The sequence below is a fragment of the Sorangiineae bacterium MSr11954 genome, assembly GCA_037157815.1.
In the GTDB taxonomy this organism is placed as follows: Bacteria; Myxococcota_A; Polyangia; order Polyangiales; family Polyangiaceae; genus Pendulispora; species Pendulispora albinea.
In genome coordinates this window covers 9,581,307-9,603,172 of sequence record CP089984.1, presented here as the reverse complement: position 1 = coordinate 9,603,172, position 21,866 = coordinate 9,581,307, and the positions used below count along the sequence as shown (strand labels likewise).

General features: G+C 65.6%; 18 protein-coding genes. 5 read left to right on the top strand and 13 right to left on the bottom strand.

The window, feature by feature from the left end:
- The first annotated feature begins 101 nt into the window (after positions 1-101).
- The 4 genes from LZC94_37615 (at position 102) to LZC94_37600 (ending at position 4,798) form a co-directional block, all read left to right on the top strand.
- Positions 102-1,052 carry a hypothetical protein gene (locus LZC94_37615; GenBank protein WXB13550.1) on the top strand — a complete coding sequence of 317 codons (951 nt, stop codon included), beginning with the start codon at positions 102-104 and terminating at the stop codon, positions 1,050-1,052.
- A 443-nt stretch (positions 1,053-1,495) separates the two neighbouring features.
- The gene (locus LZC94_37610) at positions 1,496-1,783 is read left to right on the top strand and encodes a hypothetical protein (protein WXB13549.1); all 288 of its coding nucleotides are present in this window, start codon (positions 1,496-1,498) and stop codon (positions 1,781-1,783) included.
- 103 nt (positions 1,784-1,886) lie between these two features.
- Entirely contained in the window at positions 1,887-3,911 is a 2,025-nt protein-coding gene (locus tag LZC94_37605) for a hypothetical protein (GenBank protein ID WXB13548.1), read from the top strand.
- Complete coding sequence (locus tag LZC94_37600; GenBank protein WXB13547.1) at positions 3,908-4,798, top strand: hypothetical protein; 891 nt, start codon at positions 3,908-3,910, stop codon at positions 4,796-4,798. The genes LZC94_37605 and LZC94_37600 overlap by 4 nt, the downstream gene beginning before the upstream one ends.
- A 61-nt stretch (positions 4,799-4,859) precedes the next feature.
- Here the strand turns inward: LZC94_37600 and LZC94_37595 are convergent, their stop codons facing one another.
- The 7 genes from LZC94_37595 to LZC94_37565 all read right to left on the bottom strand — a co-directional run bounded on the left by LZC94_37595 (position 4,860) and on the right by LZC94_37565 (position 14,301).
- Positions 4,860-5,939, bottom strand: coding sequence for a hypothetical protein (locus LZC94_37595; GenBank protein WXB13546.1), 1,080 nt, complete (start codon positions 5,937-5,939; stop codon positions 4,860-4,862).
- Between the two features lie 232 nt (positions 5,940-6,171).
- Positions 6,172-8,367 carry a TonB-dependent receptor gene (locus LZC94_37590; protein ID WXB13545.1) on the bottom strand — a complete coding sequence of 732 codons (2,196 nt, stop codon included), beginning with the start codon at positions 8,365-8,367 and terminating at the stop codon, positions 6,172-6,174.
- A gap of 30 nt (positions 8,368-8,397) precedes the next feature.
- Entirely contained in the window at positions 8,398-9,828 is a 1,431-nt protein-coding gene (locus LZC94_37585; protein ID WXB13544.1) for an HTTM domain-containing protein, read from the bottom strand.
- Between the two features lie 8 nt (positions 9,829-9,836).
- The gene (locus LZC94_37580; protein WXB13543.1) at positions 9,837-11,117 is read right to left on the bottom strand and encodes an imelysin family protein; all 1,281 of its coding nucleotides are present in this window, start codon (positions 11,115-11,117) and stop codon (positions 9,837-9,839) included.
- Between the two features lie 49 nt (positions 11,118-11,166).
- Positions 11,167-12,429 (bottom strand): hypothetical protein, encoded by a 1,263-nt coding sequence (locus LZC94_37575; protein ID WXB13542.1) that lies wholly within the window; start codon positions 12,427-12,429, stop codon positions 11,167-11,169.
- A 447-nt stretch (positions 12,430-12,876) separates the two neighbouring features.
- Entirely contained in the window at positions 12,877-13,458 is a 582-nt protein-coding gene (locus LZC94_37570; GenBank protein WXB13541.1) for a VOC family protein, read from the bottom strand.
- Positions 13,459-13,572: 114 nt separating this feature from the next.
- Positions 13,573-14,301: a TetR/AcrR family transcriptional regulator gene (locus tag LZC94_37565; protein ID WXB13540.1), complete on the bottom strand. Its 729-nt coding sequence runs from the start codon at positions 14,299-14,301 to the stop codon at positions 13,573-13,575.
- A 267-nt stretch (positions 14,302-14,568) separates the two neighbouring features.
- On the opposite strand from LZC94_37565, the gene LZC94_37560 reads away from it, so the two are divergent.
- Entirely contained in the window at positions 14,569-15,447 is an 879-nt protein-coding gene (locus tag LZC94_37560) for a hypothetical protein (protein WXB13539.1), read from the top strand.
- Positions 15,448-15,525: 78 nt separating this feature from the next.
- On the opposite strand, the gene LZC94_37555 is transcribed toward LZC94_37560, so the two are convergent.
- The 6 genes from LZC94_37555 to LZC94_37530 form a co-directional block, all read right to left on the bottom strand.
- A complete protein-coding gene (locus tag LZC94_37555) occupies positions 15,526-16,338 on the bottom strand; it encodes an META domain-containing protein (GenBank protein WXB13538.1) in 813 nt (270 codons plus the stop codon).
- 26 nt (positions 16,339-16,364) lie between these two features.
- The gene (locus LZC94_37550) at positions 16,365-16,667 is read right to left on the bottom strand and encodes an META domain-containing protein (GenBank protein ID WXB13537.1); all 303 of its coding nucleotides are present in this window, start codon (positions 16,665-16,667) and stop codon (positions 16,365-16,367) included.
- A 233-nt stretch (positions 16,668-16,900) separates the two neighbouring features.
- Complete coding sequence (locus LZC94_37545; protein ID WXB13536.1) at positions 16,901-18,073, bottom strand: HupE/UreJ family protein; 1,173 nt, start codon at positions 18,071-18,073, stop codon at positions 16,901-16,903.
- Entirely contained in the window at positions 18,058-18,792 is a 735-nt protein-coding gene (locus LZC94_37540) for a high-affinity nickel-transport family protein (protein ID WXB13535.1), read from the bottom strand. The genes LZC94_37545 and LZC94_37540 overlap by 16 nt, the downstream gene beginning before the upstream one ends.
- 159 nt (positions 18,793-18,951) lie before the next feature.
- Positions 18,952-19,788, bottom strand: coding sequence for a hypothetical protein (locus LZC94_37535; GenBank protein WXB13534.1), 837 nt, complete (start codon positions 19,786-19,788; stop codon positions 18,952-18,954).
- 234 nt (positions 19,789-20,022) lie between these two features.
- The gene (locus tag LZC94_37530; protein WXB13533.1) at positions 20,023-21,693 is read right to left on the bottom strand and encodes a M28 family peptidase; all 1,671 of its coding nucleotides are present in this window, start codon (positions 21,691-21,693) and stop codon (positions 20,023-20,025) included.
- Between the last annotated feature and the right edge of the window lie 173 nt (positions 21,694-21,866).

Sequence of the window (21,866 nt, the reverse complement as noted above, 5' to 3'; positions counted from 1 at the left end):
CCGTACATTTGCGGATCCATGGAACCGTCCGCCGTATTGCTCTGCCGATGACGCCGCCTCTGGACCATGGACCTCGGGGCCAATCGTGATAAGCGGTAGGCATGCTTTGGACACGTTCGCTCCGCGCTGCTGCCCTCGTTCCCCTCGTCGTTGCCATGGCCGCCTGCGGTCCCTCGAAAAATGGGCCGGAGATCGCGTCGTCGGCGACGCAGGCCACGTACGCCGAGGTTTATCCCAATGACCTGCAGGCCATTGGCTCCGGCTTCGCGCAGAGCGAGCAAGAGGTGCAGCGCGTCGTGGGCGAGATGCCGCGCTATCCAGACGATATGAAAAAGCAGCCGGACTGGAAGATTGTACAGTCCATTTACGAGCGCGCCGACGAAGCAGGTAAGAGCTACGCCTACGCCGAACGCCATCGCGAGATCGAGGGCGCGCGGGCCTTCTTCGACGCCGAGGGAACGGACATCGCGCGAAAGGTCGGCGGAAGTTGCCAATACGTCGCCAAGCAAAAGTCGTGTGATGTCGAGTTGAGCGGGGTCGCCGCGCACGCCCTCAAGGAAGGTGTCGACACGCAGCTCGAGAAGCGGCTGCGCGCCTCCAACGAGGCGCACTTGATCATCGAGCGATACCGCGAGGGCCTCGGCAAGGACAACGCCACCGTGCTCGAGAAGCAAGCCGACAGCATCAGCTACGCGAGCTACCTCGCCAACATCGAGCTGGTGGAGCGAAAGGTCCGCCTCGATCGCATGGTGGAGGACGCGGACCAAGTGCAGAAGACGGCCGACGGCTTCATCGAGTCCGAGCGCAACTTCCAAAAAGAACCCGGCCGCACCGACGCCGACAAGAAGGCCAGCGAAGCGCGCATCGCCGATATGATCCGCAGCAAGAACGCGCTCGAGTCCTCGAAGACCCAAGCGAAGAACCTTCAAAAGAACGTCGAAGAACGCATCAAGGCCGCCAAGAAGGCATACTCCGAGGGCATCGCGGCGCTCAAAGACAAGGTGCGGGCCCGCGTGGACCAGGCCCCGGCGGCGGCGCCCGCGCCGAAGTAGCTCGACGGTGGCGTTGCGCCTACATCAACGTGCTCGGTCACGGGCGTCCTCGCTTCGTGGCGGATGACCGCGCGTCTGGGCGGGGGCTTACGAAGGGTCGAGCAAGCCCATGCAAGAGATCGACGAGTGGACTTGTACATTTGTGCCGAGGTATATTTGTGCAATGGGAACGTCCTTCGAGCTCTCGGCGAGCGTGAAATGAAGCCGAAAACCGCCCTTGCTCGACCACCCGCCCCGCGGAAAACCACCACGCGGCCCGCCGCTCGCGTCATCGGCAAGCTCGAAGGTGTCGAGGCCCGTCTCGTAGTAACGCTTCCCGAGCGGTTGCATCGCGCCGTCAAGCTTCGAGCCGTAGAACGCGGCGTAACGATTCGAGAGTACGTTCTAGGTCTGCTCGAAGCAGATGGCCTCGACACCCGTGATGCACACTGAGGGCCTTCATCGTGTTCATCACCATGCAGAAAGAGCAGTTCAGCATCGCGTACGTGCACGCCGTCGCGTCTGGCGCGGGTTTCAAGCTCGTTCGCTGCGACGGTCTCGTACGCATCGAGGCGCACGTCGAAGGCAAACTTCGCGCCGTAGATGTGGAGTTGGTGGGGGACGACTGGCAGAAGGCTCATGCAGCGATGGCATCTCGCTCCGTCATCCGCTGCGAAGGGGAATTGCTCCGTGATCGTCGCCCCTACTTCCTTCAGAAGGGACGAAACGTTCGCGAGATCAACGTGATTTGATGTGCAACGCACGAACGTGACGGCTTCCTCCTCGTTCGAACATTTTTCGCCCCTTTAGAACTTTTCCCCGCGCGCGGAGTCTAACCCACGCGAGGGATAGGCAATGGCGCGATGGCCGCAATCGGCTGCGTTGGGGATCGGTGTATTTGCAACAATCGTGGCTGGGGCCGCGTGCAGCGCCGGTCCTGCCGGTTCGAGGGGGACCCTGGCGCGTGCTCCCACGAAGGTGCACGCGTGCGCACGAACGCAGCCTCATGTGGGCGCCGTGGGGTATGCGGCGGCCCTCCCGGATGGGCGGCGCGAGCGGGTGCGTGAAGGATCGCAGGTGGTCCTGGCGACCCTCGGTCCGGCCTTGCTGGCTTATGTGGCCGACGAAGACGATGGCACCATTCACGTCGTCGACGTGCAAACCATGCAGGAGCGAACGACCTTCGACGCGGGGGGCACCCCGGCTCAAATGGTCATGACGGCCGACCATCGGCTCGTGGTCGCGCTGCGCGACAAAGCGCAAATCAAGGTCTTCGAGCCGGCCGATAGCGCGGTGGGCGCCATGTCCGAGCGCTGCGCCGTCGACACGGCGGCGGAGCCGGTGGCCCTCACGGTGAGCCCGGACGATCGCACCGTGCTCGTCACGTCGGGGTGGGGACACGCGCTCGCCGCGTTCGACGCCCGCGATTTGCGCCGGAAGTTCGAGGCGGAGCTGCCCCGCGAGCCGCGCGGCGTGGTCGTCTCCGACGATGGCACCAAGGCCTATGTCGCGCACGCCGTTGGCTCGGCCATGAGCGTGGTCGAGCTCGAGGAGCCCGCGCACCGGGTCCGGTCCATCGCCCTGAAAGGGCGCGAGGAGCGTCCGGCCAAGGTCCGCGTGCGCTTCGCGCGCGACCTCGGGAACAAGGTCAAGAAGGTCGCCGACGAGCCGCGGGAGCGCACGTCGTGCCAGGGGTTCGCGCTCGCCAAGTCGGTCACCCCGGAGGGGCGCATCCTCGCGCCGCAAGTCCTGGTGGAGAGCGGCGACACCACCGTGCAATCCTCGGGCTACGGCGCGGAGAACGGGCGCGCGGCCGAGATCTCCGACGTGGCCGTCGTGGATCAGGGCACGGGTAACGTGCTCCCCGCGTCGCTGAGCGTGCGCCCGCCGCTCGCGGGCGGCCCCAAGGAAGACGGCGAGTGCCTCTTGCCGCGCGCCGCCGCCGTCGATCCGGTGCGGGGCTCGCTGTTCGTCACCTGCGTGGGGAGCGACTCGCTGATCGAGTACGACGCCGCCTCCTCGGCGCCGCATCACGTCCAGCTTCGCCGATGGCCTCTGGCGTCGGGGCCCACCGGGCTCGCCATCGATTGGGCCGCGGGACGGGCCATCGTTTGGTCGCAGTTCGATCGCGTCTTGAGCGCGGTCTCGCTCGGTCGCGGCCTCGAGCAGGAGCTCGCGGCGGCGGGCCAACCCGTGATCCGGGTGTCGCTGAGCCGCCGCTCCGCCCAGCCGGAAACGGCCGATCTCGCGGCCGGCCGAAGGCTATTTCACATGTCGGGCGATAGCCGCATCTCCTCCGACGGTCGCGCGTGCGCGTCGTGCCACCCCGACGGCCGCGACGACGCCATCACATGGGCGACCCCCGACGGCCCGCGCCAGACGCCGATGCTCGCGGGCCGCCTCACGGGGACGGCGCCCTACGCATGGAACGGGAGCGGCAAGGATCTGACCGAGCACCTCTCGCACACCTTCGGGCGCCTCCGCGGCAATGGCTTGGACGCCCGCGAGCTCGACGCGCTCCTCGCCTACATCACACAAATGACCCCGCCGCCGAGCGCGGTCGCCGCCGACGCCGCCCAGCGCGCGCGCGTCGCCCGAGGCTCGCAGATCTTCCACTCGGCCGAGGCGGAGTGCGCGTCGTGCCATGGCGCGGGCGGCGTCCTGCCCGATGGCGTGAAACACGACGCCACCGGGCAGCCGGCGATGGAGTTCGACACCCCCTCGCTCCGCTTCGTCGGCGGGAGCGCGCCTTACTTCCACGACGGTCGCTACGCGTCGCTGCGCGCGCTCCTGGTCGAGAGCGACGGCAAGATGGGCAAGGTCTCGCACCTCTCTCCGGCCGATCTCGACGCGCTCGAGGCGTACGTGAGGAGCCTATGAATTTGCGTGCACAGTGCACATTCTGTGCGCTCTCCGCCCTCCTGTTCGCGGGCACCGCCTCGGGCGACGGTGCGCCCGGCGCACGGGGCGCGCCCCACGCGCAAGGCGCACCCGGCTCGCTCGCTCGCGTGACCATTTCGGAGGTACCGGCCGCGCAGGCCGGCGCCGCGATGATGGCCATTCCGCCCCCGTCCCTGCGCCTGACCGCGAGGGAGCACGCGCCCCGGATCAAGGCCGAGCGCGCCCCCGGCACCCCGCGGCACGTTCCCTCGCCGTCCTCCGCGGGGTGCCTGTTGCAGGGCTCGACCGAGCCTGCCGAGGGCCAAGCGGACGCCGCCCCGCAGGCGTCGCTCGCCTCCGTTCGCCTCGAGGAGCTGGTCGAACCACCCCTCACCGGCGCCGGATCGCAGGGCAGCGCATCGCTCGACGTCGAAGACTTCTTCGTCGACGGCCGCACGGGCGGGGCCCGGAGCGCGGCCCGATGGTCGATCCCGCTGCAGCCGATCGCCACGATTGGCCTCGCCCGCACGCGCATCTACGCCTACCGCGATGACGCGAGCGTGCACCTCCTCAGTCGAAGGAGCGAAGCCGTCAACTGGTTCGACGTCCGCGACAAGTCGGTGGATCTGAGCTGCGCGCACATGCACATCCGCCTGGATCTGCGCGACGTGAACGGACCGCGGTCGAGCGCCATCGCCGCGGGTTGGTTCTTCGCCAAGGATGCGCCCAAACCGTCACCCATGCACGTTCATTTGTCCGCGAGCTTGAGCCGATCGAGCCGCGATCGCGAGCCCCTGCTCAGCGTCGGCGTCGCCATTTACGAGGCGCAAGGTGGCGGTTCCCCGTTGCGGGAGGTCAAATCCGTGCGTCGCCTGCTCCCCGAATAGCGACCTCGAACCGGCGCGAAGAACGATTCGAACCGGCGCGAATTGCGACTTCGAACCGACGCTAAAAGCTGATGGACTCCGGCGGATCCCACACCACCTGCGGTGCCGGTCCCGATAACCCACGCTGGCCCGGCATGCCGGACGAGCCGGCTCGCCCGCTGGAGCCGCTGGAGGGATCGCACTTTCGCTTGGCGTCGCCTCCGCCGCTCCCACCGCTTCCGCCCTGGCCCCCGCGTCCTCCTCGCCCGCCTTCGCCGCCGCGGTTATCGACGCTCACCAACGACGCGAGCTCCGGGTGGCGCGCGTCGAAGTGCACCGTGACGGAGCCTCCCGTACCGCCATTCCCGCCGTGTCCGCCCAGCCCTCCGTCGCCGCCATCGCTGCCGCGCGCGCAGGTGCTCCCGGAGCTTCCGCCCTCACCCGACTCCCCTTGGCCTCCTTGGCCACCGCGCCCCCCGCGATTGACGATCGTGATATGCCCATTGGCGGGATCGACATAATACGTGCCCGTGCGCCCATCGCGGGGCCGCGTGACCCGCACCGCCGCGAGGGGGCCGCGCTTCGGTGAGCTCACCAAGGTGACCACCGCCTCGACGTGGGTGGCATCGGGCCCGGTGTCCCCGTTCTCGCCGCTCTCGCCGGCTCGCCCCAAGCGCGCGAAGAGCGACCAAAGCGAGTCGCCTCGGCTCCCCGCCGCGCCTGCAATACCTTCGGACGCGCTGAAATCGGCGCTCTGATGGCACGCGAAGTTGGGCGTAAGCTCGATTCCACCCGTGGCGCGTTTGTTGTCGCGCATGGCGACGGACAGGTTCACGTTGCTCTCGAGCGCGGGGGAAATATCGTCGCCGAACAAAAACGCGACATCGAGATCGTTGGACCCGACCTTTCCCACCTCGGGTGAGACCTTCCATTTGAGGTACCATGCATCGAACTGATCGCTCCGATGGGGCGCGTTGGTGGCGCGCGTGGAGCCATCGACCATCTTGGCCCGGACATCGAGCTTGGTCGGGCCCGTCGGACAAAACATGTTGGCGTCGTACGACACCACCTCGAGCCGTTGCACCTTCGAGGCATCGATCGGGGGGATTCCACATCCGGAGGCTCCCGCGAGCGCGATGGTCGCAAGTAGCCAATCCTTCATTTGCGCGAGTTTCGAGCTTTTCCAACTTGGTAAGTGAATCATCGTAAGGTAACGCTCGTCCCACTGCAGCATCCGGACCAATCCAGATACGACCGTAGCGCCCTCTCGTCCCAGGGGTCCGGCGCGTGGACGGTGCCGTACCCCGCGCCTCGCGTTGCTCCCCGCTGTTGCCCCGCGGACCCGATGTGGCGCCCGGACGACAGTGCTCTGCACGTTCCCGCGCGCGCCGCCTTCAGAACGTCGCCTTGACCCCCACCTGAATCCAACGTGGAGCGTTGGGCCGCGCGCCGAAGGGTCTTCTGGACACGATGTCACGCTCGTCGAAGATGTTGCGGATATTCCCATAAAGGGAAATGCCCTCGAGGAGGCGAAGGCTCGCGCTGGCGTCGAAGGTCCATTGCGCGTCCGTGTGAAGCGCATCGGAGATGGCCCCGCTCCCCGCCTGCTCGCGCATCGGCGCCACATACAGCATCGCCACATGGCCGGAGGCGCGCGCGCTGTCGACCCCCACCGACGCCGAGACCTGGTGACGCGGCACATACGGTATTTCGTCGCCCGCCTTCACATTGCCGAAAATGGGGTCCTCCGAACCGAAGCTCCGCAAGAACTCGGCGCGCGTGACGGTGTACGACACGCGAAAGGGCAGGTGAACGTCCTTCCCCAAGCGGTGCTCGTGCTCCGCGAACGCTTCGAGCCCATAGATGCGCGCCTTGCCCGCGTCGAACTGGCGATCGAGGTTCTGCTCCACGCAGCCGCTCGAGAGCGTGCACACATCGGTCAGGTTCGAATAATCGTTGTAAAATGCAATTGCCTCCGCGCGCGCGCTGCCCTTGACGAACCGCAGACCGCCCTCGTAGTTCACGCTCGTCTCCGGGCGCACACCTTGGAGGCTACCCGGCGGCGCCGGACTGAAGCCGCGGTAAACACCGGCCAGCACCCCGAGCGGGGGCACGATCGAATAAAAGGCGCCCACGCCGGGGAGCACGATGTGATCGAGCGAGCGCTGGGTGGTGTGCGCGGCGCGGTCGATGAAGCTCGAACGAATGGCCTCGAGCCGAATACCCGGGGTCACGGTGAGCGACCTCCAGGTGATGGCGTCGATGGCGTGCATGGAGAGCGCCTCGGAGGACGCGTCGTTGAAGGCGGTGACCATGGTGGGGGCGGCCACCGGGACCAGCTGCCCCCCGCTCATGCGAAACGCGTCCTCGCTATGGCGCCGATCGACCCGGTCCTGATGCAGGCGAACCGCGTACTCGATCCGATGGGACAAGGGCCCCGTGCGCGGCTCGAGCTTGACCCGCGTCTCCACCCCCTGGGCGACGAAATCGCGCTGGTTGGGGCCGATCAAGATGTTCTCGTCCGCGCTCGACCCGTCTTCCCCGTTGAGCACCGCGTTGTAGACGGCGTTGCGCGGGCTCGTGGGATCGCGCAGCACCTCGAAGAGATCCGCGCCGCGAAAGCGGTTCACCTTGCGCCACGTTCGCGCCAGATCGTTGCGGTAGACGGTGGTGGTGACGGTGACATTCTTGCCGGGTGTCAGCACGTGCGAAAAGGCGATACCGGTGCGATGCCACTGCATGCGATCGAGCGCGCTCGCACCATAACGCCGCAAGGGATCGGCGCGAAAGTCCTTGTCGGAGAGCCCGAGGTACGTCTCGTTGGACAGCTCGTCCGAGTACGTGACCTTCAACCGAAATTCATTGCGCGCGCTCGCCGCGGGGTCGACGACCCAATAGCCTTTGACCATCCATTCATTGTGCGCAAACCCCGTATCGGCGTCGTTGGGGAGCTTCTTGAACCCGTCGCTCTGAATGTGCACGCCCTCGACGAGAAAGCCGACCTTCTCGTTCCCGCTGCCCACGTGGCCATGGAGCTTGCCATATCCATATTGGCCCAGCGCCGCATCGATGGCGCCCGACGTCGTTTGCGGGACGGCGCGGGTCACCAGGTCGATCGCGCCGCCCACCGTTTGCGGTCCGTAGCTGATCGCGGCGGGCCCCTTGATCACCCGCACCGCCACCATGCGCGCCATGAGCGGAAAGAAGTACGCGGCCGAGGCCGAATACGGCGCCGGCGCAAACGGAATACCGTCCTCCATCAGCGCCACCTTCTTGCTTCGATCCGGGTTGACACCGCGCACCCCGATGTTGGGGCGCAGCCCGAAGCCATCCTCGCCCCGCGCATACACGCCGGGCACTTGGGTCACGACGGCGGTCGGATCGTCGTACTTGAACGCGTCGAGCTGCTTCTCCCTGACGACGTGCGCGGAGCCCGCGGTCCTCGCGATGCGCGTCCCCACCACGGACACCTCCTGCGGCGGCGGTGCGGGTGGTGCGGTGGGGGCGCTGGTAGCGTTCTGCGCGAATGCCGGCGACGCCATGGCGGTCGAACACGCGAGTACGAAGGCGGCTTGGGTGCGAGGGGACATGGAAAGAGACGTACCGGGCGGCTTATGCGATCAAATGGGTCGAATGTGCGGCGGTGGCTCGGTGGGGCCTGGGAGGATGAACGCGCCTTTTCCGATGCCATCGGGGATGGACGCCAGATCGATGTCGGGGTCGATCATGCGCTTGGGTTCGCGGCCATTGAGGGAGACCAAGGCGTCGACGTGCACCTCGACGGGCCCTCCGCCCCGCCGCTCCACATCGCGCTTCACGTAGTGGGCAAACTGCAGAATGAGATCCGGCTGACCGGACATCTCGCGCTCCTGCAGCGGTGTCAGAACGGAGCGCGGGCTCACGTGCCAGACGCGCCCCGTGTCCTTGTTGCGCACCACGAACGTGATGCTCCCGTTCTTCTCCCGCACCATCACGCGCCACGAAAAGCGCATCCCTTGCTCGTGCCACCGCACCCCGTCGCCATAGGCGAGACAGCGAAGGGGAAGCGCGAGCTGGACGGCGCAATGCGCGGCACCGAGCGCGACCCCCATCCACCTCCACGCCGCCGGGCGCGGCGCGCGTATCGATGGTGGGGATGCCGTAACGCCATGCGATATTCCCAGCCGGGCGATGGCTCGGCGCGGCCAATCGGGCGGGAAGAACACCAGCGCCGAGAGCACCATGATCACCGGGAACATCCCGATGGGAAAGAGCGCCCGCGTGAGCGCGTGAAAGACGATCACCAGCGCGAAGGCGGGCAGGCGGGTGCGCCGCATCATGAGAAACCAAATGATGAACGTGTCGAACAAGAAGCCCGCCCAGCTCATGACCAGCGGCATCCCCGGCCATGCGAAGGCGGGGCCGATGATCGCGAGCCCCGTCTTGGACCCCAGCCAAATGCGGAGCGGCTGCGCGTGCACCAGCCAATCCGAGTTGGCCTTGGCCAGACCCGCGAACGTATAAACGACGCCAATTTGAAAGCGCAAAAGATAGAGCCATCCCGCGCAGACGCTCCCCGCCGGCGCCTCGCGAAGGAGCGCCCTCCGCGCGACCGCATCGACCGAAAAGGCGCGGTGGGCCGGCGAAACCGCGAGCAAAAGCCCGAGGAGCAGCGCCAGGTAATAATGATTCAAGTACGTGGTCACGTCGACCAGCTGCAAATACGAAAAGCCGGCGACGAACAGCGCGGCCGCGAGCCGGAAGGCGAGGCCGATGGCCATCGCCGCACCCAGCCCCGCCAGCACCCAGAAGAGCTCGTGCATGGCATCCGCCGGCAGCGGCTCCACCCACGCGAAGCCCCAATATTTGAAGTGAAAGGCCGGCTTCACGAAGAAATCGTCAATCCAGCCATATGCGATGAACCGCAGCATGCTGACGCACATGGTGGCGCCGAACAAAAAGCGGAACGCGGCCAAGAACGCGATGTCGACCGGGCGAAAAAGCCCCGCCCGGACCCGCTCGATCGCGGCGAGCGCGTGGCACCCAAAGAACGAAGAGGGCGAGCCGGACATGGGCGAGCTCAATCGTTATCCCCCTCACTCCCCTTGGGGAGCTCGAGATTGAGCACGGTCACGAACTCGGTCTTCATCGAATCGGTGAGCGCCTTCAACGCCGTGTACACCGCTTGCAATTTCCCGGGCGAGTTGGCGAGCGCCTCGTCGAACGACGTCTCGACCGCGTCGAGCGAGGCCTCCACCCGGGCGAGCGCCGCCAGCATCCGATCCGCGAGATCGGCCGCGCCCACCTCGCGCAGCCAATCGTCGAAGCCAATGCCGGTCCCGTCGTCGGCGCAGCCCTGAAAGAGCCTGCGAAAGCCTCGCAGATTGGCCTTGATATGCTCTTTGGAGACGTGCGCAAAGAGCGACTCGACCGCCTCGGGGCACGAAGCTTTCTCACAGGCGGTGGAGATGCCGAGCGGGATGGCGAGCTTGAGATCCTTGACCTGGAGCTCGATATAGAAGATCGCTTCGTTGATGGCGTTCAACGCATCTTGATCGAGCGCAAATGTCTTGCTGCCGCCCCCGGCCGTGGCCACCTCGCGATGAAAATTGCCTTGCGCCGGATCCCACGCGCGCACGAGCCCATCGATGTTCGAGAGCACGTCTTCGGCCACGGCGGCCGCGTACTGCGCCTTTCGCCGGCGGAGCTCCTCCGCGTCCAGCGCGCGCCATGTGCCATTGGCGTTGATGGGCGACGAGGCGCTGCAGCCATTGTCGCTTCCGTCGTAAAAGGCGAGGTACTCGTAGGCGGAGAGCCCGCGGCCCGTCACCAGCGAGGTGCCGAAGCCAGGCCGCGCGTAAGCCTGGTCGACGATCTGCTCGTCCATTTTGCAGCGGCTGACGAGCGGCCACGGGTAAATCGGGTCGCGCAGGTTCTTTCCTCCGGGCGACGTGGACCGCGCCGCCGGCCCAAAGCGGAAAAGCTCCGTCTCTTGCCAATCGTCGATCACCGTTCGCCACGCCGTGCGCGCCGTCGCGCGGAGCGAATCGTTCGCAGGATCCTGGCCCCACGCGCGCGCCGCCTCTTGAAACGCGCGGGCCACGCCGTCGACGTGGCGGTAGCGGGCGAGCGCGCAATCGGCGCTGGCGAGGAGCAAGGTCGATTTGAACCCCGCCGAGCCGCTGTCCGTAGGGGTGCCGGGGCGGCTCGGTCCCGAGGGTGAGCCCCCCGTGTAAACGGCTTCATCGGGCGGTCCTTTGCGGCAGGCCGCCGCGGACGCGAGCGCCGCCAGCGCCGCCGCACAAAGCAAGGCGGCCACGATCGTCGTCGTGCGTAAGCTTCGCACGGGAAACGGATGCATCGGCCGCCTCGCTCCGGGTTGGATCAGGTTGGAAAAGACCCGCCGGGGATCAAGGAACGGTCAGGAAGAGCGCATAGCCGTTCTCGTTGCCCGCGTCCAATGTCGCGGAGAACCCCACGATCGCAAGGCGATTGCCGAAGCGCGCAATGTCCGCGAACTGATCGCCTTTGCCCCCCAGGTTGTACGTGCGCCGGCCTTCCGCCCCAAAGGTGGTATCGGGCCGGCCGTTCTCGCTGAGGATCGCGACGAAGCCATCGGAGTCGCCCGCCGTGGCCTGCCCATTGCCCACGATGACGATGCGGTTGTCGCCCAGCACGGTGACCGCACGACCGTTGCTCGCGTTGGGGGTGAACTTGACCAGCGCGTAGCCGTCGGTCGCGTAGCTTCGATCGAGCGTTCCACTCGACCCAAACCGCAAGGACACGACGTCGGTGGGCACGGCGTTCGCCGGATCGCTCTTGCCATATCCCGCGGTGACGAACCGCGCGCCTTGTTGCGCGATGCCGTAGATCTCCGTGACCGCGCTTAGAACGGGCTCGCTGTAAATGCCGCCGCCGTCCGGGCCGAAGCTCGGGTCGAGCTCCCCCGCGCTGGTCAGCTTGAAGAGCACGGGCCTGGTCGGGGCGAAGGGGCTGGTGGAGCCGGGGACGTAACCGCTCACGACCACGCCACCTCCATCGGCGAGGACCGTTGCTCGGCGCGCGCTAACGTTCAATTGGTCGATGTCGAGGGTAAAGACGCCATCGCCGCTGAACGTGGGATCGTTCGTTCCATTGGCGTTGAGCCGAATCACCGCGAAGTCCGTATCCGTGCCGCCGGTGCGCCGTTGTGCGCCGACCACGATGATCTTGTCGTCCCCCGGCTGGATGTTGAGCCCATACTGATCGTCCCGCGCGGTGGGCAGTCCACCATCGGTGGTGGGCGCATTTCCTTGCGCGAGATCGATCACGCGAACCCCCGGGGTCGCGGATCCTGGTGCAAATGTGGAGTCGAGCGACTTGCCGTCGGCGTTGAGGCGGATGACACCGACATCGCGATCGTTTGGGAGGCCCACCGTCGCCGGAACCGTACCGGCGATCACGATCTTGCCCGTGGATTGGACCCCAATGCCGCGGAAGTTGCTCCCTTGACCGACGACCGCCGGAACGACGGCAACTCCGTTGTTGCCAAAAGTGGTATCGATTTCACCCGTCGGAAGGAATTTGACCACTGCCGGTGAAAAATCGGCTCCGCCGTCGGCATGTTTTACGATTCCAACCGCGAACGCATTGCCGCTCGTATCGAACGCGACCCCCAGCAAGCGATCGTCCACGGCATTCGAAATCGGAACCGCCTTCGGCCGCGGTCCTTGCGGTCCCGTATCGGTTCGAACATCACTTCCCGCATCGGCGGGTGAGCCGGTATCGGGAATACCGGTATCGGGACCGCCGTCCGGTCGAGGCGTGGGCTTATCGTCATCGTCGCACCCTGGCACGAGGGTGAAAGCCGTCAGCGACGTGGCCATACCAATGAATGCAGCTCGACCAAGCAACTTGGCTCTTGCACGCATGTAATGTCCCCTCCCACATCGAAGTGCAAACACTTCGGGCGTGGCCCATTCGACAAAGTGAATATCAACTTCAGATCGTGGCGAGTCCCACGCGGTGAAGAATTTGTCAAGAGGGGAAGGTTTGCGCAGCGTTCGAGCTGAACGGCCTATCGGCGTTGCGCGCTCCGGGCGCCTCCGCCATATCGGCCCATCGATGGGGGCCGCCCATCCTCATTGTTCGAGGTGGCGGATATCCCGATGGGTCACGACATGACCCTGCGCATCCAATTCGATGAGCGGGTTGTATCCAATTTCCAAAAGATTTCCTTCGATGTCGGCGACATAACCGCGATAAGCGCCAAAAAACGTCTTGGAAGGGCGGGTGACGATCCGCACGCCTTTGCTCTCCAATTGGGCGAAGATTCCATCCACCTCGGCTGGGTCGTGGGCCAGGTACGCGAGGGTGAAGCCACGAAAGCCCGAGCCGTCCGCGGAGAGCTGCGCGTCGGCGGCCAACTCCTTGTTGCCAAAGAGAGCGAACAACATCCCGTTGACCTTGAAAAAGACGATATCCTTGTTTGCGGCCACCGGCTTCCACCCCAATTTCGTCTCGTAGAAGTCGCGCATGCGCGCCAGATTCTGGACGCCGAGGGTGACAATCGATAGGCGCTGCTCCAATCGCGGTGCGGGGTGCTGTTCCATGGTTCGCGAGCTCCTTGGTTCGCTGGGCCGAGCGCACGACACCGCGCCGAGCACGGCGACGAAGCCGAGCCCGAGCAAGCCGATCGTTCGCCCCGGGGTTTTGCAAGACATGGCCGGAACGTAAAGGCGGCCGGGCGCCCCGTATTGGAGAAATGGAAACTCGCGCGCGACCTCGAAGCGCCCGCCAGGTCGCCGGCGCTCGAGGCCCTCGCGCTGCCGCACCGGTCAAATGTCGGAGGCGTCGCGTTTTGGCGGGGCGATGCCCAAATAGGCGATCAGGTTCGTGGTCAGCTCCTCGGACCACGTGCGCCACGCAAAGTGCGTCTCTTTGGGGGTGTGCGGGCTCAAGAGCGAGCGGAGCTGCATCGTCCCCATCACCAAACGAACGGCGAAGCCGACGGCGGTGCGCGGATCGGGGTGGGTGATCTCGTCGTGGCGCTCCAGCAAAAGGGTGAGCAGAACGCCTTCGACCTCGACCCCGGCGTCGCTCACGCGCGACATGATGATGGGATCCTTGTGCGCCTCTTCATAGAAGGCGCGCAGAAAGCCCTCGTGCTGCCGGTGCAGATCCACGATGAAGGTCACGATGGAGCGCACCACGGTGTGGGCGGGGACGTCGCGCCAATTCTCGGCCTGCAAGGTCGTTCGCAGCGTTTGCAGCCCCTCCTCGAGGTGATGCAGCACCACGTAGCGGAACAGATCGCCCTTGTCCTTGAATCGCGTGTAGAATGCACCGACCGAGCAGCCCGCCTCTCGGGCGATGTCGGCGACGGTGGCACCATCGAGCCCGCGCACCGCCACCAGCTTTTCGAAGGCGCTCACCATGCGATCGAGTTTGAGCCGGCTGCGCTCTTGGAGCGGAATGTTCACCCATCGGATGACATTGGGATCGGTGGGTTGCGTGCGCCGCTCGGGGGGTTTATGCGGTGCAGCATCTTTGGGGTCTCGGGTCATGATCGCAGAGCCTTCGAATATGAGTACTTGTTCATGTTGGGTCTAGATGGCTCAGGTCCAGGATCGCAAGACATCCGAAGCGAAGCGCTACATGTAGGCACAATTGTGTTTGCCGATTTGCAATTGACTGTCTTGGCGGTATCAGCTAACCCGAAACATGAATCTGTATTCTGATTCTTGATCGGAATGCAGGGGGCTGGGACAAAAATCGAAAATCCCTGAAAATCAGGGGAAACAAGCAAACAACGAGACAAGGGGTGTGCCTCCATGCGTCCTACGTTCGCCAAAACCGCCTCGAGCGCGATCGCCATTGGCAGCATGATTGCCGTTGCTGGCTCGAGTGCAGGTGCTGCACCCGCTGCATCTTCGCCACCGTCCTCTGGTTTCAACGACTGGAGCTGTCGTCCCTCGGCCGCGCACCCGAACCCGCTGGTGCTGCTGCATGGCCTGGGCGGCAACGGTCCCGGTCACTACGCCTACCTTGGCCCTTACCTCGCCAGTGTAGGGTATTGCGCATTTGCTCCCACATACGGCCAGGCCACCCCGCTGATTCCGGTGGGCGGCACCATCTCCATCGCCGATTCGGCCAAGGAGATCGCTGTGTTCGTGGCCAAAGTCCGCACCACCACCGGCGCCGACAAGATCGATATCGTCGGCCACTCCGAGGGTGCCTTTCACGCCCTCTACGGCCCGAAGTTCCTCGGGTATGCGAGCCATGTCGATCATGTGGTGGCCCTCGCGCCGCCCACGCACGGCACCACCTTCGCGGGCCTCGTGAGCTTCGGTGATTTCCTCGGCTTGCGCCCCTTGGTGGACACCGTGCTCAACACCTTTGGCTGCCAGGCGTGCGATCAGCTCATCGTCGGGGGCGCCGCGGTCAAAAAACTGATCGCCGGGCCCATCGCCCAAGCTGGAATCGACTACACCATCATCGTTTCGGGCGGCGATGCCCTGGTGACGCCGCACGAAACGTCGTACGTGCGCGAGCCCGGTGTGCACAACGTGCTCATTCAAGACACGTGTCCGCTCGATCCGGCGGGCCACATTGGGATGGCGTACGATCCCACGGTCGCTCAAATGGTGACCAACGCGCTCGATCCCGAGCGCGCCAAGCCCGTGGTGTGCGGCTTCGGCCCGCCGCTCTGATTCGTCTCGCCCATCTCCGTTCCTCGAGCCCAGCGCCCACCTGGGCTCGACTTTTTGCCGGCGCACCGAGGCGCCGGTTCACGGTGCGCGCAGGCCCACGCCATGGCCGCGCGAGCTCTCGATCTGCGCCGCGGTCGCGTCGATGCGGAGGGACGCGGCGTCGCGAAAGACGTCGGTGATGGTTCGCTCGAGGCGGCCGGTATCGTCGTCGCAGGCCTTCTCCGTGATGGAAAAGGACGAGAACTCCAGCTTGCCCGGCGCGGGTTGCGCGAACTTACCGCTGAAACCGTTGCAGCCGGAGAACCCGGTGAACCGATGGTCGGCGGTGAATACGACATAAGCGCCGTGGTCGGGGACGCTGCCGACGGACGCCTCGGGGCCGCGCCCGGAGATCTCGGATTCGATCGTCCAGCGCGTGCCCACCAGAGGACGATCCGGATCGGCGACTTTGCGGTCCAAGAGATGGATCTCGGTCGTTCCGTGGGTGATCACGAGCTCGTTGCCGCGAAGTACGATGGTGGGCTTGGCCTGGAGCAGCTTGCCGACCCAATCTTCTTGCGCCGCGTAATCGGGGTGGCAAGCTATCAATGTGGTCCCGATGCCCGCGTGCTGGTCCGTGCGATCGGCCGGCCACACGAGCTGCGTTCCCTGAATGCGCGCGGTCTCGAACATATGATTGCAGCCGGCGCGCACGCGCAACTCATGGTTCTCTCGGAACTCGAGTCGAATTGGCTCGTCTCTGGCCAGCGGGCGAGGGCGGCCCGCCTCGAGGACTTGGGTGGAGAGAAAGTCGCGACCCCAAGGGCTGGCCGCGCTGTTCCCGCACCCGAGGAGAGAGGTCGTCGTGAGCAACCATCCGATACCGAGAAGCCTCAAGCGAAGTCGTGCCATACGCCGCAGTGTACCTCCTCTCCGGTTCATGGTGCGCGCAGGTCCACCAGAGGACGATCCGGATTGGCGATTTTGGAGTCCAGCAGATGGATCTCGGTCGTTCCTTTGGTGATCACGAGCTCGTCGCCGCGAACCTCGATCGTGGGGTGGGCGCGGAGCAGATCGTAGACCCAATGCTCTTGCGCCATGTACTCGGGCTTGTCGGGGTTGCAAAGCATCACCGTGGACAGGATGTTGCTGCGCGCGAACAGGCTATGGGCCGGCCATACGAGCTGCGATCCCGTGAGGCCCGCGGGGCCCTCCATGTCATTGCATCTGGCGGCGTCCACTCGGAGTTGGTGGCTCGCTCGGAACTCGAGAGAAATGCGCGTGTCGCCGGCCAGCGGGCGAGGGCGGCCTGCCTCGAGGACTTGGGTGGACAGATAGCTATGACCCCACGGGGGCCTGTTCCAGTACACGATGAAAGAGGCGGTTGCGAGCAAACATCCGATGCCGACAAGCCCCCAGCGATGTCGTGACATGCGCTGCACTGTAGAGGATGTCGAGGATCGGCGAGCGCCGACTACTCCGGTGCGATGCGAATGGCGCAAAGCACCGTGCCGACGATGCCCATGGCGAGGGACACGCCGCGGATCCATCGCGCCTCGAATGTCGGATGGCGTCGCAATCGCGCCACGATGGGAAGCGCGAGGAGGACCACCCCGAGCTGGCCGGCTTCGACGCCCAAATTGAACCCGAGCAACGTGGGTACGAGCCGGGCGCGGTCCAGCGCCAGGTCTTGCAGCGCACCCGCAAAGCCGAATCCATGCACCAGGCCGAAGAGAAACGTGATGCGCCAGCGGTGCGCCGGCTGCGCGCGAAAGGCGTTCTCGAACGCGACGAACGCGATCGAGGCGGCGATGATGGGCTCGATCCATCGCGGGCTCGGGCAAAACACGCCCAAGGCGGCGATGGCCAGCGTGATCGAATGTGCGACGGTGAACGCCGAGACGGCGGCGACGAGGCTCTTCCAGCCGCGCGTTCCCAGGATCACGGCCGCCAAGAAGAGCAGATGATCCCAGCCGGTGAGAATGTGCTCGACCCCCAATCGGAGCGCATCGCGCAGCGCCGGGCCCAAGCTCGACGAGCCGGCGCTCGGGGCCGCGTTCGCGTTCGCGTGGACCTGGGGCAACGTCATCGACGCGGAGCGATTGGTGGCCGTGAGGATCCGCTGGACCGACGTTGCTCCGGCGGTGACGCGCAGGACATGCCGGTGTCCGGACCAGAGCGGTCGACTCAAGATCGGCAATTCAATCTCGAGCGCGCGAGGAGCGACGAGAGGAGACGGCGCGGGGCATGTGAACGACATGGCCAGGCCGAAGCCTTCCTCCGCCACGTCCCCGCCGCCTTCGAGCTTGGCGGTGCACGTCGCGTGGTCGACGCGAAGGATCACGCCGCGCTCCATCTCCTCGCGAAAGACGGCCTCCGAGGCCGCCAGCTCGGACGGGGAAACGAGGCCATCGCCATCCCGATCGATGCGACCGAGGCGCAGCGCGTCCGGCTTGGAGAAGACCACCATGGCGGCCGCGGTGCCATCGGCGGCGACGGTGAAGTCGCTCTGCGAGAGGCCCACGATGTGCGCGGGCGCGGGCGCGGCGACCAAGAGAACGGACAGAACGAGCCCAAACGCCGCGAGGCGCGCGAGAACGCGGGCGGCGATCGAAGGACGAAGGCGCGCGCCTACTCGGGGGACCATTGCGGGTGCATCGAGAATAACCCATCGACGACGCCGATTCGGTACGCCAGGTAGCCGCCGAAGAGGATGCTCAAGAGCCCCGTTGCGCGCGCCATCGCACGCTCGACCCGGCCGACCTGCGCAAAGCGGTTGGCGGCGATGGCCATGGGGACGGCCATGGCCATGGTGAGGAACATCATCCCGAAGATGGTGCCCACGCCAAAAATGACGAGGTAGGCGAGCGCGCTCCCCGCCTTTCGAATGGTGGTGAGCACCAAGAGCGCGAGCGCCGCCGATCCCGCGAGGCCGTGCACGATGCCGACGACCAAGGCGCGACCCAGCTGCATCAGCGATGCGCCCTTGAGGATGCGGTGCTCGTGCGCATGCTCATGGCCGTGCGCATGATCGGGGGAGGACTTTCGGCCGCCGGCCGCCTCTTCGATCCGTCGCATGGCGTTGGTGACATTCATCGCGCCAAGGACGATCAGCATGATGGCCACCACCATCTCCATGCCGAGCCCGACGTGCGGCGGAATCGTCAGGCGAAACAGCACCAGCGCGCCGCCCACCAGAAACAAGGTGATCGAGTGACCGAGCCCCCAGAGCGCGCCAATGAACGCGGCATTCCGCAAGGAGCGCTCGCGGCTTACAATCGTGGTCACGGCCACGACGTGATCGGCGTCCGTGGCGTGACGCATTCCAAGAACGAAACCGAGCAGGAGAATGGAGGCAAAGGTCATGGCGCGCGTACGATCCGCACGCGACCCTACCTCGGACGCGCGTCGTGTGCCACGATTTACTCCGATCGTGCTACCCGCACCAAACGACCTCGACATCGCCCATCGCGCGTCGCCCATCGCTGATCGCGCATGGAGGCGGCGGGGTATGTCGATCGTACCTTAGCCTTTTTGAATGCCCAGCGCATTCACCGTGAAGCTGAAACTCCGGCCATTGCAGACCGCCATGACCTTGATGGAGTCCGCGTCCACCCGCGCATAGGTGATGGTCACCGATTGATCCTTCGGCGTCTCCAGGATCAGGGTGCCCGCTTGCGGCACCGGATCGCTCCAGCGCATCTCCAAGCCTTGGATGTGCAGGTCCCACCTCCCGTGGAGCGCCTCCCAGCCGAGGTTCCCATTTTCGACGACGCCGCGCGTGATATCGCCATCGAGCGGCGCGTCGGTGCGATCGCCGGTTCCGGTGCCGGTGCGACCGTCGGAGAGGCGGGTCCAGACCAGGTGATGAATGACGCGGCGCGAGGGGTTTTGGAGGTTCCACGTCACCTCGGCCGTGCCATTCAGTTTGATTTTGCCATTGGAGAAATCGGTCCACGTGTGATCGACGATGACGTTCCCCGAGTCGTTGCGGGTGATCTTGACCTGCGTCTTGCCCGAGAACACGTGCCCGCGATACGTGCAGTTTCCACCTTTCGCGCCATAGACGATGCTCAATGCATCGCCGATCAGCGTGGTGTCGGCGCACGGCAGTTGCGATCCGACGAAGGCGCGCAGCTCGCCCGCGGCCTTCTCCACCGCGCCCCCGATGGTGAAGTTGGTGGAGATATCGATGCTCGCGCTCGACAGGCTGCTCGCTTGCGACGACAGCGACGCTTCCTCCACCACCTCGAGCGCCTCCGACTGCGACAGCGGCTCGTCATTTCCTTTCTTCGCGCACGCGGAGCTGGTGAGGGAGAGCGCGAAAAGTCCAAGGGCAGCCAAGGCAAAGGCGGTGCGCATGATGGGCATCGATGCAGGGCGCTTGCCAGTGGCTGCCCGCGGAGAGGAGGGTCAAGAAGGCCGAATTTGGCCGCTCGGCCGCGACGTGTGAATGGATACTGACGCGAACTGTGCACGCGCGTTGACAGCGCGCCGCCGTCCGCAAACAGCGTCGTCAGCGAACGCCGCCGTCCGCAAACAGCGCCGTCCGCGAACGCCGCCGTCCGCAAACAGCGCCGTCAGCGGACGCCGCCGTCAGCGCGGACGCGGGATGGACGCGAATTCATCCCCGGTGTTCCACGTGGGGAGCGCGGTGGTATTGGCGACCCTCCACCCCACGGTGAGCATGAGCTGGGCATCCTCCACCGCCCCGCGCAGATCCCAATTGGGATCGTACTCGTCCGACGGCTGATGGTAGCGGGTGCTCTCGTAAAGATCGGTTTGTTCTTGCCCCCAGCCCGCGGGGCGGTCGACGAAATCGGGGCCGCCCTTGATGTACATGCCCGGAACACCCACCTTCGCAAAGGCGAATTGGTCGGAGCGATAGAACATCCCGCGATCGGGGTTCGCGTCCCCATGCAAGACGCGCCCTTGCGCGCGCGCGACCGTCCGCACCACCTCGTCGAGCGATGATTTTCCGAGGCCGATGTAGCCCACGTCGTGGGTTCGACCGAATACGTTCGCCAAGTCCGTATTGATGTTGGCCGCGATGCGACCCGGCGCAAAGCTGGGATGCTGGCAGTACCACGTGGACCCGAGCAACCCTTTCTCCTCGCCGCCCACCAGCATGAAGACGAAGGAGCGGCGCGGCTTGGGCGTGATCTGGGTCGACGCCCGCGCGATGGCCAGGATCTGCGCGACCCCCGCGGCGTTGTCGACGGCGCCGTTGTAGATCGAGTCGCCATTCTTCGGCGCGCCGATGCCCAGGTGATCGTGGTGGGCCGTGAAGATGACCGCCTCGCGCCCGAGCTCGGGATCGCTGCCCGGCAGGACGGCGGCGACATTGGCCGTCTGCATGTTTCGAAGGGTGTTCCGGATGCCGACGTTCACGGTCACGCCCAGCGGGCGCGGTCGGAAGTCGCGCTTCTCGGCCGCCTGCCGGAGCGCGTCGAGGTCCTCGCCTCCGAGCGCGGCGATCTTCCGGCTGGCCTCCTCCGTCGCCCACATCCTCGCTTGGATGCGGCGGTCTTGGGGCGACGGCGGAAGCTGGAAATTCTCGACCGCGTGGTTGCTCGTGACGACCACCTGCCACGGATAGGCGGCCGACACGTCGGTATGAATGATGATGGCACCTTTGGCGCCTTTGCGCGCGGCCTGCTCGTATTTGTAATCCCACCGGCCGTACAAGAGCCGCGTCTTGCCCCCGAAGAGCGCGTCGTCGGTGGAAGGATCGTTGTTCATGACCATGACGATCTTGCCCGTCACGTCCACGTCTTTGTAATCGTCCCATTGGTATTCGGGCGCGACCATGCCATATCCGACGAACACCACCTCGGCCGCCGAGATCTTCACCTCGGGATCTTGCACCCCCGAGGTGATCACCATGTCATTGGGCGCGTCGAGCGAGAGCGTCGTCCCCGCGGCCTTTTGCGATGAAAAGACGATGGGCGAGGAGACCTCGGCTCGGATGCCCACCAGCGGAACGTTCTGCAGGAACGTTCCGCCCTCCCCACCCGGCGAAAGTCCCAGCTTCGTAAACTCCTCGGCCAGGTATCTCCTCGTGGCTTCGTCGCCCTGCGAGCCCGGTCCTCGGCCTTCCCGGGCGTCGTCGGAGAGCCATTTGAGATGAGCTGCTACGGTGTCCGTCGTGACCAGGGCACCAACACGTTTCTCTTCATTCGAGAGATTGCCATCGGCGGGGGGCGTGGGATCATCGTCCGAGCCACAAGCCGCCGATACGATTGATACGGCGAAAAGCAAAGCCAAACACGAGCCGCTTTTCGTAAAAAGATTCGGTCTCATAAGGTACAGTCATACCGCGCGATGCACGCTTGCGGTACGAATGCTGTGCTTGAGTCATTGGTCGCCAGAATGACATCTTGGCGCGTTGTTGGGATGGGACCATTCGTGCCGCGAGGGACCGAAGCGCGGGACAGGGT

Bases quoted from the DNA above. Each gene is read 5' to 3' on its own strand.
- LZC94_37615 (WXB13550.1), top strand. From the start codon at position 102: ATGCTTTGGACACGTTCGCTCCGCGCTGCTGCCCTCGTTCCCCTCGTC.
- LZC94_37605 (WXB13548.1), top strand. From the start codon at position 1,887: ATGGCGCGATGGCCGCAATCGGCTGCGTTGGGGATCGGTGTATTTGCA.
- LZC94_37600 (WXB13547.1), top strand. From the start codon at position 3,908: ATGAATTTGCGTGCACAGTGCACATTCTGTGCGCTCTCCGCCCTCCTG.
- LZC94_37595 (WXB13546.1), bottom strand. From the start codon at position 5,939: ATGAAGGATTGGCTACTTGCGACCATCGCGCTCGCGGGAGCCTCCGGA.
- LZC94_37590 (WXB13545.1), bottom strand. From the start codon at position 8,367: ATGTCCCCTCGCACCCAAGCCGCCTTCGTACTCGCGTGTTCGACCGCC.
- LZC94_37585 (WXB13544.1), bottom strand. From the start codon at position 9,828: ATGTCCGGCTCGCCCTCTTCGTTCTTTGGGTGCCACGCGCTCGCCGCG.
- LZC94_37580 (WXB13543.1), bottom strand. From the start codon at position 11,117: ATGCATCCGTTTCCCGTGCGAAGCTTACGCACGACGACGATCGTGGCC.
- LZC94_37570 (WXB13541.1), bottom strand. From the start codon at position 13,458: ATGTCTTGCAAAACCCCGGGGCGAACGATCGGCTTGCTCGGGCTCGGC.
- LZC94_37565 (WXB13540.1), bottom strand. From the start codon at position 14,301: ATGACCCGAGACCCCAAAGATGCTGCACCGCATAAACCCCCCGAGCGG.
- LZC94_37560 (WXB13539.1), top strand. From the start codon at position 14,569: ATGCGTCCTACGTTCGCCAAAACCGCCTCGAGCGCGATCGCCATTGGC.
- LZC94_37555 (WXB13538.1), bottom strand. From the start codon at position 16,338: ATGGCACGACTTCGCTTGAGGCTTCTCGGTATCGGATGGTTGCTCACG.
- LZC94_37545 (WXB13536.1), bottom strand. From the start codon at position 18,073: ATGGTCCCCCGAGTAGGCGCGCGCCTTCGTCCTTCGATCGCCGCCCGC.
- LZC94_37540 (WXB13535.1), bottom strand. From the start codon at position 18,792: ATGACCTTTGCCTCCATTCTCCTGCTCGGTTTCGTTCTTGGAATGCGT.
- LZC94_37535 (WXB13534.1), bottom strand. From the start codon at position 19,788: ATGCGCACCGCCTTTGCCTTGGCTGCCCTTGGACTTTTCGCGCTCTCC.